General features: G+C 70.3%; 13 protein-coding genes. 7 read left to right on the top strand and 6 right to left on the bottom strand.

Features of this window, described 5'->3' with window-relative positions; all coding sequences use genetic code 11:
• The first annotated feature begins 32 nt into the window (after positions 1-32).
• The 5 genes from FHX53_RS02960 to FHX53_RS02940 all read left to right on the top strand — a co-directional run bounded on the left by FHX53_RS02960 (position 33) and on the right by FHX53_RS02940 (position 6,004).
• The gene (locus tag FHX53_RS02960; RefSeq protein ID WP_182489840.1) at positions 33-623 is read left to right on the top strand and encodes a DUF3000 family protein; all 591 of its coding nucleotides are present in this window, start codon (positions 33-35) and stop codon (positions 621-623) included.
• A gap of 112 nt (positions 624-735) precedes the next feature.
• Positions 736-1,917 (top strand): HRDC domain-containing protein, encoded by a 1,182-nt coding sequence (locus FHX53_RS02955; protein ID WP_182490123.1) that lies wholly within the window; start codon positions 736-738, stop codon positions 1,915-1,917.
• Positions 1,918-2,014: 97 nt separating this feature from the next.
• Positions 2,015-3,199 (top strand): thiolase family protein, encoded by a 1,185-nt coding sequence (locus FHX53_RS02950; protein ID WP_425488298.1) that lies wholly within the window; start codon positions 2,015-2,017, stop codon positions 3,197-3,199.
• Positions 3,200-5,359: a 3-hydroxyacyl-CoA dehydrogenase NAD-binding domain-containing protein gene (locus FHX53_RS02945; RefSeq protein ID WP_182489839.1), complete on the top strand. Its 2,160-nt coding sequence runs from the start codon at positions 3,200-3,202 to the stop codon at positions 5,357-5,359. It begins immediately after the preceding gene.
• Positions 5,360-5,539: 180 nt separating this feature from the next.
• Entirely contained in the window at positions 5,540-6,004 is a 465-nt protein-coding gene (locus tag FHX53_RS02940; protein WP_182489838.1) for a dihydrofolate reductase family protein, read from the top strand.
• Here the strand turns inward: FHX53_RS02940 and dxs are convergent.
• From dxs to dut, 5 genes are all read right to left on the bottom strand, one after another.
• Positions 5,980-7,935 (bottom strand): 1-deoxy-D-xylulose-5-phosphate synthase, encoded by a 1,956-nt coding sequence (dxs, locus tag FHX53_RS02935; protein ID WP_182489837.1) that lies wholly within the window; start codon positions 7,933-7,935, stop codon positions 5,980-5,982. The genes FHX53_RS02940 and dxs overlap by 25 nt on opposite strands.
• Before the next feature lie 162 nt (positions 7,936-8,097).
• Entirely contained in the window at positions 8,098-10,911 is a 2,814-nt protein-coding gene (gene acnA, locus FHX53_RS02930; protein ID WP_343050769.1) for an aconitate hydratase AcnA, read from the bottom strand.
• 179 nt (positions 10,912-11,090) lie between these two features.
• The gene (locus FHX53_RS02925) at positions 11,091-11,831 is read right to left on the bottom strand and encodes a DUF3159 domain-containing protein (protein ID WP_182489835.1); all 741 of its coding nucleotides are present in this window, start codon (positions 11,829-11,831) and stop codon (positions 11,091-11,093) included.
• Entirely contained in the window at positions 11,828-12,463 is a 636-nt protein-coding gene (locus FHX53_RS02920; protein WP_182489834.1) for a DUF3710 domain-containing protein, read from the bottom strand. The genes FHX53_RS02925 and FHX53_RS02920 overlap by 4 nt, the downstream gene beginning before the upstream one ends.
• Positions 12,460-12,927 (bottom strand): dUTP diphosphatase, encoded by a 468-nt coding sequence (gene dut, locus FHX53_RS02915; RefSeq protein WP_182489833.1) that lies wholly within the window; start codon positions 12,925-12,927, stop codon positions 12,460-12,462. The genes FHX53_RS02920 and dut overlap by 4 nt, the downstream gene beginning before the upstream one ends.
• A 32-nt stretch (positions 12,928-12,959) precedes the next feature.
• Between dut and FHX53_RS02910 the strand changes: the two genes are divergently transcribed.
• Positions 12,960-13,418 (top strand): DUF3093 domain-containing protein, encoded by a 459-nt coding sequence (locus tag FHX53_RS02910; RefSeq protein WP_182489832.1) that lies wholly within the window; start codon positions 12,960-12,962, stop codon positions 13,416-13,418.
• 92 nt (positions 13,419-13,510) lie between these two features.
• Here FHX53_RS02910 and FHX53_RS02905 read toward each other — a convergent pair whose 3' ends face one another.
• Positions 13,511-13,801, bottom strand: a complete 291-nt coding sequence (locus FHX53_RS02905; protein ID WP_182489831.1) for a DUF4193 domain-containing protein — start codon at positions 13,799-13,801, stop codon at positions 13,511-13,513.
• 205 nt (positions 13,802-14,006) lie between these two features.
• Between FHX53_RS02905 and sepH the strand changes: the two genes are divergently transcribed.
• Positions 14,007-15,107 carry a septation protein SepH gene (gene sepH / locus FHX53_RS02900; protein WP_182489830.1) on the top strand — a complete coding sequence of 367 codons (1,101 nt, stop codon included), beginning with the start codon at positions 14,007-14,009 and terminating at the stop codon, positions 15,105-15,107.
• Positions 15,108-15,126 lie beyond the last annotated feature (19 nt).

Raw genomic sequence — 15,126 nt, 5'->3', positions numbered from 1 at the left:
ACGAACGTAGCAACAGCTTCTAGTCTGCAGGGGTGCCCCTCTCTCCCGCATCGCCGCAGGAGGTGTTCGACGCGCTGATCGCCTCCGTCGACCGGGCCGTCCTCCGCCCCGAGCTCGACGTGCGCAGCATTGCGGCGCCGAGCGGGCTCGCACCCTTCTCGTACGCGCTCACGGCCGATGTGAACCCCGCGCGTCACGTCGACGACTTCGACCTCGGCACGGGTCGGATTCTGGTGCTCTTCGACCCGGAGGCACCCGCCGGCTGGAACGGGACGGTGCGCGTCGTGTGCTTCGTGCAGGCTCCTCTCGAGGTCGACATCGGACTCGACCCCTTCGTGGCTGACGTCACCTGGGCCTGGCTCGTCGACGCGCTCGAGGCGCGCGGCGCCTCCTACACCGCTGCGAGCGGCACGGCGACGAAGGTGCTCTCGACCGGGTACGGCGAGCTCGCCGCGCAGGGCAGCGGTGCGCAGCTCGAGCTGCGGGCGTCGTGGACGCCGCTCGACGACGACCTCGCCGCGCACGTGGAGGGCTGGTCCGAGCTCCTCTGCATGATCGCGGGCTTTCCCCCGGCTCCCGAGGGCGTCGCCGTCCTTCCCACTCGACGGCTGCCCCGTGTCTGATCCGACGCCGGCGCAGCCCGAGGAGGAGCCCGCGCTCGAGACGGCGCAGGGCACGGCCGTCCCGGCGGCGCCCGATCCGCTTCCGACCGCCGTCCCCGTCGTCACCCCCGTCGTGATCGGCGACCGCGAGCGCTACCTCGCCGCCGTGGAGGCGCTCGCCGGCGGCGAGGGCCCGGTCGCCGTCGACGCCGAGCGCGCAAGCGGCTTCCGGTACTCGCAGCGCGCGTATCTCATCCAGGTCTTCCGCCGTGGGGCTGGCACCTTCCTCTTCGATCCGCCCGCCGTCGGCTCGTTCGCCGAGCTGCAGGAGGCGATCGGCGAGGTCGAGTGGGTTCTCCACGCCGCGAGTCAGGATCTCCTCTGCCTGCGCGAGGTCGGCCTCGACCCCGTGACGATCTTCGACACCGAGCTTGGCGCGCGACTGGCCGGGCTGCCGCGCGTGGGTCTCGGCGCCGTCGTGGAGTCCACGCTCGGCCTGCATCTTGCGAAGGAGCACTCGGCGGCCGACTGGTCGACGAGACCGCTGCCGGCCTCGTGGCTCACCTACGCGGCGCTCGACGTCGAGCTGCTCGTCGACGTCCGCGACGAGATCGCCGCGCTCCTCGCCGCCGACGACAAGCTCGAGCTCGCCGAGCAGGAATTCGCCGCCGTGCTGAAGCGGGAGACCCCCGAGCCCCGCACCGATCCGTGGCGCCGACTGTCCGGCCTCCACTCCGTGCGCGGGCAGCGCTCGCTCGCCGTCGCCCGCGAGCTCTGGCTGGCGAGAGACGCCTACGCGCGCGAGATCGACAGCGCTCCTGGCCGCCTCCTGCCCGACTCCTCCCTCATCGTCGCCGCGCGCGCGTTGCCGGCATCCAAGCGAGAGCTCGCGGCGCTGCAGGGCTTCCACGGCCGAGCGAGCCGCTCGCAGATCGACCGCTGGTGGGCGGCTATCGAGGCGGGGCGCACGACGGAGGATCTCCCCGTCCTGCGCTCGACGGAGGATGTCATCCCGCCGCCCCGCTCCTGGGCGGATCGCAATCCGGAGGCCGACCGACGTCTCAGGGCCGCGAAGCCCGCGGTGCAGCGCATCGCGGAGGAGCGCCGCATCCCGCTCGAGAACGTCGTGATCCCCGAGCACCTGCGCCGGCTGGCCTGGAATCCTCCCGCCGAGACGACCCCCGAATCGATCGGGGATGCCCTGCGCGCGCTCGGCGCCCGGCCCTGGCAGATTGACGCAACAGCACAGACGATCGCCCAGGCCTTTGTCGATGCCAGCCAAGGCCCGGTCGAGGCCGACGAGAGCGGTTCGTAGGAACACGCAGTCGAAGCACCGCGCTCGCCACGGGGCTCCTAGGTTGGTGGAGTTGACCACCGACAAGGGAGGCACTGTGGCCGATCGAGCCGAAGTCGTGTTCGTCGACGGAGTTCGCACTCCGTTCGGACGAGGGGGCGAAAAAGGGATGTACTGGGGCACGCGAGCCGACGATCTGATCGTCAAGGCGATGATCGGGCTCCTGGAGCGGAACCCGTCGCTGCCGAAGGAGCGCGTCGACGACGTCGCGATCGCGGCGACGACGCAGGAGGGCGACCAGGGGCTCACCCTGGGCCGGACTGCGGCGATCCTCGCAGGTCTCCCGATGTCCGTTCCCGGATACGCGATCGACCGCATGTGCGCCGGCGCCATGACCGCCGTCGCGACGACCGCGGGCGGCATCGCCTTCGGCGCGTACGACGTGGCCATCGCGGGCGGCGTGGAGCACATGGGCCGCCACCCGATGGGCGGCAGCGCCGACCCCAACCCGCGCTTCCTCGCCGAGAAGCTCGTGAGCGGCGACGCCCTCAACATGGGCATGACCGCCGAGCGACTGCACGACCGCTTCCCCTCGCTGACGAAGGAGCGCGCCGACCGCTTCGGCATGCGCAGCCAGCAGAAGGTCGCCGCCGCCTACGCCGCCGGCCATATCCAGCCCGACCTCGTCCCCGTCGCCCTCCGCAGCGAGCAGGGCTACGGCCTCGCGACCGCGGACGAGGGCATGCGCCCCGAGACCACGATGGAGGGCCTCGCCGCGCTCAAAACCCCCTTCCGCCCGCACGGGCGCGTGACGGCCGGCAACGCCTCGCCGCTCACCGACGGCGCCACCGTGAGCCTCCTCGCGAGCGCGGACGCCGCGAAGGAGCTCGGCCTGACGACCAAGATGCGACTCGTGAGCTTCGCCTTCGCCGGCGTGCAGCCCGAGGTCATGGGCATCGGGCCCATCCCGTCGACGGAGAAGGCGCTCAAGAAGGCGGGTCTCTCGATCGAGGACATCGGTCTCTTCGAGCTCAACGAGGCCTTCGCCGTTCAGGTCCTGAGCCTGCTCGACCACTTCGGCCTCGACGACGACGACCCGCGGGTGAACCCGTGGGGCGGCGCGATCGCGATCGGGCATCCGCTCGCGAGCTCCGGCGTGCGCCTCATGATCCAGCTCGCCCGCCAGTTCGAGCAGCACCCCGAGGTGCGCTACGGCCTCACGGCGATGTGCGTCGGCCTCGGCCAGGGCGGCTCGATGATCTGGGAGAACCCGCACTACCGCGGCGGACGGAAGGGCAAGTAGATGACCAGCGCCATCGCACAGTACTCGGCGGAGCAGTTCGAGCCGCTCCTCGCGCTCGCGGAGGACGAGGTCGTCACGCACTCGTTCGTGCGCGACGTGACCCTCCCGAGTGGCGGCACGCTCGCGCTCGTGACGATCGACAACGGTCGCGATCACACCCGCCCGAGCACGCTCGGCCCTCAGGGGCTCCTGGAGTTCGCGCGTGTCATGGACGCGCAGGCCGCTCGCGCCTCGCGCGGCGAGATCGGCGGCGTCGCCGTCACCGGCAAACCGTTCATCCTCGCGGCCGGCGCCGACTTGTCCAAGGTCGAGAGCATCCCCGACCGCGCATCGGGCAAGCTCATGGCCCAGCTCGGGCACTACGCGCTCGGAAAGCTCGGCGAGCTCGGCGTCCCGTCGTTCGTCTTCATCAACGGCCTCGCCCTCGGCGGCGGCGTCGAGGTCGCCCTCAACGCCGACTACCGCACGATCGACCGCAGCGCCGCCGGCATCGCGCTGCCCGAGGTCTTCCTCGGCATCATCCCCGGCTGGGGCGGCGCGTGGCTGCTGCCGAACCTCATCGGGATCGAGAACGCACTCAAGGTCGTCGTCGAGAACCCGCTGAAGAACAACCGCATGCTCACGGCCGAGCAGGCCTTCGAGCTCGGCATGGCGGATGCGATCTTCGACTCGGCGACGTTCCTCGAGAGCTCGATCCGCTGGGCGGACGGCGTCATCGCCGGGCGGACCAAGGTCAAGCGCCCGAGCCAGCCGGGCAAGATCGAGCGGGCCGTGAAGTGGGATGCCGCGATCGGCATCGCGCGCAGCATGCTCGAGAAGCGCATCGGCTCCGTCGCCCGCTCCCCCTACGTCGCTCTCGACCTCCTCAAGGCGGCCAAGAGCTCGGACAAGGCGGCGGGCTTCGCGGCGGAGGACGACGCGCTCGCCGACCTGATCTCGGGCGATCAGTTCCGGGCCTCGATCTACGCCTTCAACCTCGTGCAGAAGCGCGCGAAGAAGCCGGCGGGGGCGCCCGACAAGCGCCTCGCCACGCCGGTCACCCGCATCGGCGTCCTCGGCGCCGGTCTCATGGCCAGCCAGTTCGCGCTGCTGTTCGTGCGGCGCCTGCAGGTGCCGGTCATCATCACCGACCTCGACCAGGAGCGCGTCGACAAGGGGATCGCCTACATCCACGGCGAGATCTCCGCGCTCGAGCAGAAGGGCCGCCTGCACGCCGACGACGCGAACCGGCTGCGCTCGCTCGTGACGGGCACGACCGACAAGGCCGACTTCGCGGGCTGCGACTGGGTCATCGAGGCGGTCTTCGAGGAGCTCGCCATCAAGCAGTCGGTGTTCGCCGAGATCGAGAAGCACGTCTCGCCGACCGCGGTCCTCGCGACCAACACCTCGTCGCTCTCGGTCGAGCGGATCGCCGAGAAGCTCGAGCATCCCGAGCGCGTCGTGGGCTTCCACTTCTTCAACCCGGTCGCCGTCATGCCGCTCATCGAGGTCGTGAACGCGCCCGCGACGAACGAGGCAACCCTCGCCACCGCGATGGTCACGGCGGCTGCGCTGAAGAAGAACGCCGTCATCACGGCCGACTCCCCCGGCTTCGTCGTCAACCGCATCCTCGCCAAGCTCCTCGGAGAGGCGATGCACGCGGTCGAGACGGGAACGCCGTTCGAGGACGTCGTCGCCGCCCAGCGCCACTTCGGCCTGCCGATGGATCCGTTCGTGCTGCTGGACCTCGTGGGGCTCAAGGTCGGCGCGCACGTGCTCGACACGCACCACGCGGCCTTCCCCGAGCGCTTCTTCGAGTCGCCCGCGCTGCATGAGCTCGCTGAGGCGGGCGTGCTCCTGGAGAAGGATGCGAAGGGCAACCCGAAGGGCATCGACAAGAAGGCCGTCGCGATCGTCGCGAAGCACCGCCCCGCGGGCTCCACGCCCTCGACCGTCGAGGAGCTCACGCGGCGCCTCGAGGATGGCCTCGCCGACGAGATCCACCGCATGCTCGAGGAGGGCGTGGTCTCGGCGCCGGAGGACATCGACCTCTGCATGATCCTCGGTGCCGGCTGGCCGTTCCAGATGGGCGGCGTCACGCCGTTCCTCGACCGGGTGGGCGCCTCCGAGCGCGTGTTCGGCGGCACGTTCCACACGCCGGCCATCCGCGGCTCGCACTGACCGCCGGCACTGACCGCCGGCACTGACCGCCGGCACCGACCGCCGGCACCGACCGCCGGCACCGATTCACCGGTCACGACCCCGGGCTCCCTCGACGGATGCCCGTCGCCGTCTCCGTTCCGCTCCGGGCGACCGCCCTCCCGCGCGCCCGATGACGGCGGTCCGCTCGAGCGTGAGCGCATGAGCACCGTGCAGTACTACGTCGCCCAGAGCCTCGATGGCTTCTTCGCCGATGTCGGTGCGGTCGTCATGGGCGCGGGCACCCTGCGGTTCCTGCTCGAGGAGGGCGGCCAGTGGGCCTACCCCGGTCTCCCGGTGTGGGTCCTCACGCACGGCGAGGTCCCGCAGATCGAGGGCGCAGACCTCCGCGTCGTGAGCCGGGACGCCTCACGAGCGGTGCGCGAGGCGCGGCCAGCCGCGGGCGAACGATCGGTATGGCTCGTCGGCGGCGGTTCGACCGCCGCTCAGCTCGCGGCCATCGGCGAGATCGACGAGCTGGGCATGACGGCGATGCCGCTCACGCTCGGCGCGGAGACCCGCCTGCTGCCCACGACCGGCGAGCCGCTCGTCCGGGAGATGACGGGCACGACTGCCTTCGAGAACGGCGCGGTGGAACTGCGCTACCGGCGGCGGTCGGAGGGCTGATCGGCTGAGGCATCGACGACCGCGTCCTCCGGCAAAGGCCGGGCGACGGGGATGCGTCGTCCCAGCACCTGAGCGACCAGATCGCGGGCGATCGCCTGAGGCGTGAGCCCCACCTCGTCCAGGATCTCGTCGCGAGACGCGTGGTCGAGGAACTGATCGGGAAGGCCGAGCTCGTCGACGGCCGTGTCGACGCCGGCGGCACGCAGCTCCTGACGGATGCGCGTGCCGATGCCACCGACCCGGATGCCGTCCTCGATCGAGACGACGATGCGGTGGTCGCGGGCGAGGTCGATGATGCTGCCGGCGACCGGAACGACCCAGCGTGGGTCGACGACGGTCGCGCCGATGCCCTGCGCCGCGAGCCTGTCCGCGACCTCGAGACCCAGCTTGGCCATCGGGCCGACCGTGACGATGAGCACGTCCTTGTGGGGCGCCTCGCGAAGGACGTCGACGCCGTCGTGGGTGCGCCGGACGGCGTCGAACTCCGTGCCGACCGAGCCCTTCGAGAAGCGGAGCACGGTGGGGGCGTCCTGCACCGCGACGGCCTCGGCTAGCTCCTCACGCAGGCGCGTGGCGTCGCGCGGCGCGGCGAGACGGATGTTCGGAACGACCTGCAGGATCGCGAGATCCCAGATGCCGTGATGGCTCGGGCCGTCGGGCCCCGTGACGCCCGCGCGGTCGAGCACGAACGTGACGCCCGCCCGGTGGAGGGCGACATCCATGAGCACCTGGTCGAAGGCGCGGTTGATGAACGTCGCGTAGACGGCGACGACGGGGTGCATTCCGCCGAAAGCGAGACCGGCGGCGGAGGCGACGGCGTGCTGCTCGGCGATGCCGACGTCCAGCACGCGGCCCGGGTGCTTCTCGGCGAGCTTGTGAAGGCCTGTCGGGCGCAGCATCGCCGCGGTGATGCCGACGATGCGATCATCGCGATCTGCGAGCGAGACGAGCTCGTCGGCGAAGACGCTCGTCCAGGAGGGGCGCGTCGCCACCTCCATCGACTCGCCCGTCTCCGGATCGATCTGGCCGACTGCGTGGAACTGGTCGGCGACGTCGGCGAGGGCGGGCTCGTACCCCTTTCCCTTCTGAGTGATCGCGTGCACGATCACGGGCGCGCCGTAGTCCTTCGCCTGCTGCAGCGCACGCTCCATGGCCTTGAGATCATGACCGTCGACCGGCCCGACGTACTTGATGTCGAGGTTCGAGTACAGCGCCTCGTTGTTGGTGAAGCGCGAGAGGAAGCCGTGGAGGCCGCCGCGGACCCCGCGGTAGAAGGCGCGGCCGGGGGCGCCGAAGTGCGCGAAGAAGCTCTCGCTCGAGCGGCGGAAGCGTCGGTAGCCGCGACGAGTGCGCACGTCCGAGAGGAAGCGGGCCATGCCTCCGATGGTCGGCGCGTAGGAACGCCCGTTGTCATTGACGATGAGGACGAGGTTGCGCGAGTTGTCGTCGCTGATGTTGTTGAGGGCCTCCCACGTCATCCCGCCCGTGAGCGCACCGTCGCCGACGACGGCGACGACGTGCCGGTCGCTCTGGCCCGTCATCTCGAACGCGCGAGAGATCCCGTCCGCCCAGCTCAGGGAGCTCGACGCATGAGAGCTCTCGACGATGTCGTGCGGTGACTCCGAGCGCTGCGGGTAACCGGCGAGCCCGCCCTTGCGCCGCAGGCGGGAGAAGTCCTGGCGACCGGTGAGGAGCTTGTGGACGTACGACTGATGCCCGGTGTCCCAGACGATCGAATCGCGCGGGGAGTCGAAGACGCGGTGGATGGCGATCGTCATCTCGACGACCCCGAGATTGGGGCCCAGATGACCGCCCGTCTTCGAGACCTTCGCGACGAGGAATCGGCGGATCTCGTCGGCGAGTTCGGCGAGCTCGGGCTCGGTCAGGCGATCGAGATCGCGCGGGCCGTGGATCGTCTCGAGCAATGCCATTCCAGCACTCTACGCGAGGCCGACCTCGGGCGCCCTGGTGCCGTGCCGCCCGATTCCTGGTCGTTCACTGTGCGTCGGCCGAGAGCGCAGGATGAGCGTCCCCAGATGCGGAACGGACCCGATCGCGCGAGGCGATCGGGCCCGTTCCCGGGGTGGAGTGGTCTAGACGAGGCTGCGCAGCACGTACTGCAGGATCCCGCCGTTGCGGTAGTAGTCGGCCTCGCCGGGGGTGTCGATCCGCACGACGGCGTCGAACTGGATCGTGCTCTTGCCCTCGGGCGACTGCGCGCTCGGCGCGGCCGTCACGCGCACGGTCTTCGGGGTCCTGCCCTCGTTGAGCTCGGTGATGCCGGAGATCGACACAGTCTCGGTCCCATCAAGGCCCAGGCTCTCCGCCGTCTCGCCTGCCCGGAACTGCAGCGGCACGACACCCATTCCGATGAGGTTCGAGCGGTGGATGCGCTCGAAGCTCTCGGCGATGACAGCGCGGACGCCCAGGAGGCTCGTGCCCTTGGCCGCCCAGTCGCGGCTCGAGCCGGAGCCGTACTCCTTGCCGGCGAAGACGACGAGCGGGATGCCCGCGGCCTGGTAGTTCCGGCTCGCGTCGTAGATGAACGACTGCGGGCCGTCGGGCTGGGTGAAGTCGCGCGTGAAGCCGCCCTCCACTCCGTCGAGCAGCTGGTTGCGCAGGCGGATGTTCGCGAACGTGCCACGGATCATCACCTCGTGGTTGCCGCGGCGCGAGCCGTAGGAGTTGAAGTCCTTGCGGTCGACGCCGTTCTCCATCAGGTAGGCGCCCGCGGGCGAGTCCGCCTTGATGGAGCCGGCAGGGCTGATGTGATCGGTCGTGACCGAGTCGCCGAGCTTCGCCAGAACGCGGGCGCCGTCGATGTCGGTGACGGGGCTCGTCTCGATGGTCATGCCGTCGAAGTACGGGGGCTTCCTGACGTAGGTCGACTTCTCATCCCACTCGAAGGTCGCGCCGTCCGGCGTCGGCAGCGAGCGCCAGCGGTCATCGCCCTCGAAGACCGAGGCGTACTGCGTGTCGAACATGGCCGTGTCGATCGACGAGTCGATCGTCGCCTGGACCTCCGCGGCATCGGGCCAGATGTCGCGGAGGAAGACCTCGTTACCCTCGCGATCGGTGCCCAGGGGATCCTTCTCGAAATCGAAGTTCATGGAGCCGGCGAGAGCGTACGCGATCACGAGCGGCGGGCTCGCGAGGTAGTTCATCTTCACGTCGGGGTTGATGCGGCCCTCGAAGTTGCGGTTGCCCGAGAGGACGGCCGTGACGGCGAGATCCTTCTCGGCGATCGCGGCGGAGATCTCCTCCGCGAGCGGGCCGGAGTTGCCGATGCAGGTCGTGCAGCCGTAGCCGACGGTGTAGAAGCCGAGCGCTTCGAGGTCGTCGGTCAGCCCCGCCTTCTCGTAGTAGTCGGTGACGACCTTCGAGCCCGGAGCCAGGGTGGTCTTGACCCACGGCTTCGCGGTCAGACCCTTCCTCACGGCGTTGCGCGCGAGGAGGCCGGCCGCGAGCATCACCGAGGGGTTCGAGGTGTTCGTGCACGAGGTGATCGCCGCGATCGTGACAGCCCCGTGGTCGATCGTGAATTCCTTGCCGTCGACCGTCACATCGATCGGCGCCGAGGCCGTCGTGGGCGCGCTCGAGCGGTGACGGTGCGAGAGCTCGTGCGCCGAGTCCTCGTCCTCCGGCGTGAAGCCGACGGGGTCGGAGGCCGGGAAGGTGCCCTCGACAGCGGCGTCGACCTTCGAGTGGACGTGGTTCGTGTAGTCGACCAGAGCGGTCTCGAAGGCCGACTTCGCCTGCGTGAGCTCAATGCGGTCCTGCGGCCGACGCGGGCCGGCGATCGAGGGGACGACTGTCGAGAGGTCGAGCTCGATGTACTCGCTGAACACGGGCTCGACGCTCGGGTCGTGCCAGAGGCTCTGGAGCTTCGAGTAGGCCTCCACGAGGGCGACCTGCTGCTCGCTGCGACCGGTGAGCCGCAGGTAGTCGAGCGTGACGTCGTCGATAGGGAACATCGCCGCCGTCGAGCCGAACTCGGGGCTCATGTTCCCGATCGTGGCGCGGTTGGCGAGCGGCACCGAGGCGACGCCCTCACCGTAGAACTCCACGAACTTGCCCACGACGCCGTGCTTGCGGAGCATGTCGGTGATCGTGAGGACGACGTCGGTCGCCGTGACGCCGGTCGGGATGGCACCGGAGAGCTTGAAGCCGACGACCTTCGGGATGAGCATCGAGACGGGCTGGCCGAGCATCGCGGCCTCGGCCTCGATGCCTCCGACGCCCCACCCGAGCACGCCGAGCCCGTTGACCATCGTCGTGTGCGAATCGGTGCCCACGCAGGTGTCGGGGTAGGCCCGCAGGACACCGTCGACCGTGCGCGTGTACGTCACCTTGGCGAGGTGCTCGATGTTGACCTGGTGGACGATGCCCGTCCCGGGCGGGACGACCTTGAAGTCGTCGAACGCGGTCTGGCCCCAGCGGAGGAACTGGTACCGCTCGCCGTTACGCTCGTACTCGATCTCGACGTTGCGCTCGAGCGCGTCGGCCGTGCCGAAGAGGTCGGCGATGACCGAGTGGTCGATGACCAGCTCGGCCGGTGCGAGCGGATTGATCTTGTTCGGGTCGCCGCCGAGGGCCGCGACCGCCTCGCGCATCGTGGCCAGGTCGACGATGCAGGGCACACCCGTGAAGTCCTGCATGACCACGCGGGCCGGGGTGAACTGGATCTCGGTGTCCGGCTCGGCCGAGGGCTGCCAGGCGCCGAGCGCTCTGATCTGCTCGGCCGTGACGTTCGCGCCGTCCTCGGTGCGGAGCAGGTTCTCGAGCAGCACCTTGAGGCTGAACGGGAGCTTCTCGTAGCCGGGCACCTGATCGATGCGGAAGACCTGGTACCCCTCGTCACCGACCGTGAGGGTGTCGAGGGAATCGAAACTGTTCACTGCGGACACTTCGCCGCCTCCTCTTGAATCTGCCGGGCGCATCCGGCGCTCGCACGTCGGCCAGCCTAGCCGTCGCCGGGTCGCGCGGCACCGACTCGATCGACCTCGACGACGGTGCGGATGCGACGCTATTTATCTTGATGTCGAGATACTTGATGCTAGCACCGGCAGGCGCATCGGGGCGAGGTTCAGGCGGCGCGGCGCGCGTACACCGATCGCACCATGAGCCACGTGACCCACAGCAGGGCGGCGTAGAGCGGCACACCCATCACGAGCTTGGTGGCCGCGAGCGCTGCGGCCTGCGAGGCGAGGTACAGCGGCACCTGCACCCCGAGCCGCAGTGCGAACATGGCGACCCACAGCCAGGTCGTCACGGTGAGGACCGTGCGCTTCGCAGGGTCCTCTCGCCACGCGTGATCTCCGGTGAGGAGACCCGCGATCACGCCCACGAGCGGGCGGCGGATCACCAGACTGACGAGCAGGGCGATGAGCCACACCGCGTTGATGATGAAGCCGAGGACGAAGTTCTCCTCGGCGCGTCCCGTGAACAGGGCGAGGCCGGCGGAGAGGGCTATGCCGACGAGGCCGACGACGGCGGGCACGATCGGTGACCGAGTCACCGCTCGGACGATGACGAATATGACGGCGACGGCCGCGGGGATCAGAACCGATGGGGCGACCTCCCCCGTGATCGTGAAGACGACGAGGAAGAGGAACCCGGGCAGGAGCGACTCGACGAGGCCGCGCACGCCTCCGACGGCCGCCCACAGGGCCTTGGCGGTCGGGCGCTCTCCCGGTCGTACGAGCCCGAAGCCCGACTGCCGAGCCGCTGCCGCGAGGGCCTCGCGAACCTGCTCGCGCTCGTCCGGCTCCTCCGAGCCGGCGTCGCGCTCGTCTGCGCTGCCTGGTCCCGTCGGGGCGCTGGTCATACCGACGCGGTCGGCGGGACGGCGGCCGGGCCGGTCGCAGTCGCACCCGTCGGAACGTGGAGCGGGATGAGGTCGCGCGGCGGCATCGGCGTCGAGCCGCGGACCACGACGATGCTGCGGAAGACGTCATCGATCTGCTCAGCGGCCGCGGCGTCGACCGCGCCCTGCCCGGCGACCACGCCGCGCAGGAACCAGCGCGGGCCGTCGACGCCGATGAAGCGCGCGATGCGCGTCGCGCCGACATCGCCGACGACGGGGATGCGGGCGAGGATCTCAGGACCGAACGCGCCGTCGCGCTCGGTCGTCTCGCCGCCCTGCTTCTTGATCTGCTCGACGATCTGCGCGCGGACCTCGTGCCAGAGACCGCTCGACCGCGGTGCGGCGAACGGCTGCACCTGCAGCGTCGAGCCGGCGAAGTCGATGCCGACGGCGATGACCCGCTTGGAGCCGTCCTCCACCTCGAGCCGCAGCTGCAGCTCCGGGCGCGGAACGATCTTCACTCCTCCGAGATCGACGTACGGCCTGACGGCGTTCGCCTCGCTCTCGTCGAGCGGTCCGGCGGTGGGTCGGTCCTCCGGGGCGGACTTCTCGTCGTCGGGCAGAGGCCCGTCGGTCGTGATCGGATCGCTCACGCGGTCACTCCTTCGCTGGTCGCGGTCGCTCCACGGTAGCCCGTCGAGCCGAACCCCTGCTCACCCCTGTGCGAGCCCGGGAGCGCCTCGACGGGGACGAAGCGCGCACGCACGACCCGTTGCACCACGAGCTGCGCGATCCGGTCGCCCGGTTCGATCTCGAAGGCCTCAGCCCGATCGGTGTTGAGCAGCGTCACGCGGATCTCGCCCCGGTACCCGGCGTCGACCGTGCCCGGCGCGTTGACGATCGTGATGCCGTGGCGGGCGGCGAGACCGCTGCGCGGCATCACGAAGGCCGCATAGCCGTCGGGAAGCGCGATCGCGGTTCCCGTGCCGACCGTCGCCCGCTCTCCGGGTGCGATGACGACGCGCTCGGCCGAGACGAGATCGGCGCCCGCGTCGCCCGGGTGCGCGTAGACGGGCAGGTGCCCTCCCGTGATCAGGACGTCGGCGGAGTCGGGCACGCGTCGAGGCTAGTGCATGGTCGAATGGACCCATGCCGACCTATCGCGAGCGACTCTGGCCCGCCGCCTGGATGTATGTGGTAATCGCTCTCATCGTCCCCGCGACGCTGCTCGTGTTCACCCCGATCAGTCTCGTCGCGGGGGTCATCACCGCGATCGTGCTCGTGGGTGCTGGCGTCGGCCTGCTCCTCGCATCGGCGCCGACGATCGCCGTTGAGGGCGGTGCGCTGCGGGCCGGGCGCGCGAGCATCCCCCTGGAGATGGTCGGGGACGGCGTGCCCGCGCGAACCGAGGAGGCCCGCCATGAACGGGGCCCCGGCCTCGACGCCCGCGCCCACCTCCTTCTGCGAGGCTGGGTCGACCCGGTGCTCCGAGTGCCGATCCTGGATCCCGACGACCCGGCACCGTACTGGCTCGTGTCGACGAGGCGGCCGGAGGAGCTCGCCGCGGCGATCGAGGCGGGCAGGGCGTCCGGCGCGGATGCGTCGTGAGGCGAGATCTGCGTTAACGACAGGACCGCCGCATCCCGAATCGGATGCGACGGTCTCGATGCCGTTGGGCGCGCGGACTGCGGGCGCGCGGACTACGCGGCGCACTCCTTGCAGACCGGACCGAGCTTGACCTCGTGGTCGAGCTGCGAGCGGTGCTTCACGAGGAAGCAGCTCACGCACGTGAACTCATCGGCCTGAGGCGGCAGGACGACGACGTCGAGGTCGAGGTCGGCGAGGTCCTGACCGGCGAGCTCGAAGCCCGGGTTGTCGGCGTCATCGACGTCGACGACACCCGACATCTTGTCGGGAACGCGCTCCTGCAAGGCCTGGATCGAGTCGGTGTCCTCGTCGGTCTTGCGGGGGGCGTCGTAATCGGTGGCCATGCTGCTCGTCTCGTCGAATGGTGCTTCGGGGCCGCGGTCGGCGGCGATAGTTTGCAGGAACCCCGACCGAAACGCAAACCACTCCGAGCGGGGTCGATCGGCGGTGCTTCCCGCGCAACTTCCGACCCGCCCGGTCTATTCCCGTGCTGTCGCCGATCGTCGTGGGATGCTGTCGCCACCGAGACGCGAACGAGAGGGCCACGTCATGGACGAACTCACCGTCATCGGCGCCGAGAACGGCGCCCTGATCGTGGTCTCCGAGGACGGGAACCGCTATCGCGTGCCCATCACGGAGGCCCTGCACACCGCACTGCGGCAGAACCGACCGGCCGCACCCGTCGCCCACCGCGTGAGCCCGCGCGAGATCCAGGCCATGATCCGCGCCGGCAAGTCGGCGGCCGAGGTCGTGACGGAGACGGGCGAGCCTGCGGAGTACGTGCAGCGCTTCGAGGGCCCTGTCGTCGCCGAGCGCGAGTACGTCGTGACGGCCGCGCGCAGCGTGCCCGTCGCCGTCGCGGCCGAGACGGAGTCCGGCGTCGCCTCCCACACGTTCGGCGGTGTCATCGACACGCGCCTCTCCGAGCTCTCCGCCACCGACGTCCGCTGGTCGAGCTGGAAGACCGATCTCCACTGGATCGTGACGGTCTCGTTCCTCGACGCCGGGGTGGAGCGGGAGGCGCGCTGGACCTTCGATCCGAAGAAGGCGACGCTCATCCCCTCCAACCACGAGGCGCAATCGCTGTCGCAGCAGGGGGAAGCGCCCCCGACGCTCATCCCGCGACTGCGCGCCGTCCCGATCCAGCAGGCGGAGGAGCGCACGCGTTTCGACAGCGGCGCCTTCCTGCTCGACGATGACATCACGAGCATCGGATCTCCCGAGGCCCCCGCCTCGAGCTCGTCGGTGAGCATCCCGAGCGCCCCTCCGGCCCCCGCCGCCCTGCCGCACAGCAGGATGGGCGTGCGCACGGCCGGCGACGACGGCGACACCGCCGACGTCAGCCAGACCGCCGATCTGCTGGAGGCGCTGCGGCGGCGGCGGGGCGAGCGCGAAGCGGCTCCGCGCGACGACATCGAGGCTGCGAAGGCCGCGCACCCGTCGACCGGCAGCATCCGGATCGTGGACGTGTCGCTGGACTTCTCGAGCGACTCCGCTCCCGAGCCAGAGGACGCTCCCCGAGCCACCGCACCGACCATCGGCGGCGCGAACGACACCGGTCCGGTGAAGAGCGCTCGACGCGGGCGCGCTGCGATGCCCAGCTGGGACGAGATCGTCTTCGGCGCCCGTCCGGACGACGACCCCGCCTGACCGACGACCTCGGTACGGC

It is taken from the genome of Microcella alkalica, from assembly GCF_014137945.1.
In the GTDB taxonomy this organism is placed as follows: domain Bacteria; phylum Actinomycetota; class Actinomycetes; order Actinomycetales; family Microbacteriaceae; genus Microcella; species Microcella alkalica.
Note: the sequence above shows the minus strand (reverse complement) of the source record. Positions and strands in the feature narration are given on the sequence as shown.

Bases quoted from the DNA above. Each gene is read 5' to 3' on its own strand.
- FHX53_RS02940 (WP_182489838.1), top strand. From the start codon at position 5,540: ATGAGCACCGTGCAGTACTACGTCGCCCAGAGCCTCGATGGCTTCTTC.
- sepH (WP_182489830.1), top strand. From the start codon at position 14,007: ATGGACGAACTCACCGTCATCGGCGCCGAGAACGGCGCCCTGATCGTG.
- FHX53_RS02910 (WP_182489832.1), top strand. From the start codon at position 12,960: ATGCCGACCTATCGCGAGCGACTCTGGCCCGCCGCCTGGATGTATGTG.
- FHX53_RS02925 (WP_182489835.1), bottom strand. From the start codon at position 11,831: ATGACCAGCGCCCCGACGGGACCAGGCAGCGCAGACGAGCGCGACGCC.
- FHX53_RS02945 (WP_182489839.1), top strand. From the start codon at position 3,200: ATGACCAGCGCCATCGCACAGTACTCGGCGGAGCAGTTCGAGCCGCTC.
- dxs (WP_182489837.1), bottom strand. From the start codon at position 7,935: ATGGCATTGCTCGAGACGATCCACGGCCCGCGCGATCTCGATCGCCTG.
- FHX53_RS02905 (WP_182489831.1), bottom strand. From the start codon at position 13,801: ATGGCCACCGATTACGACGCCCCCCGCAAGACCGACGAGGACACCGAC.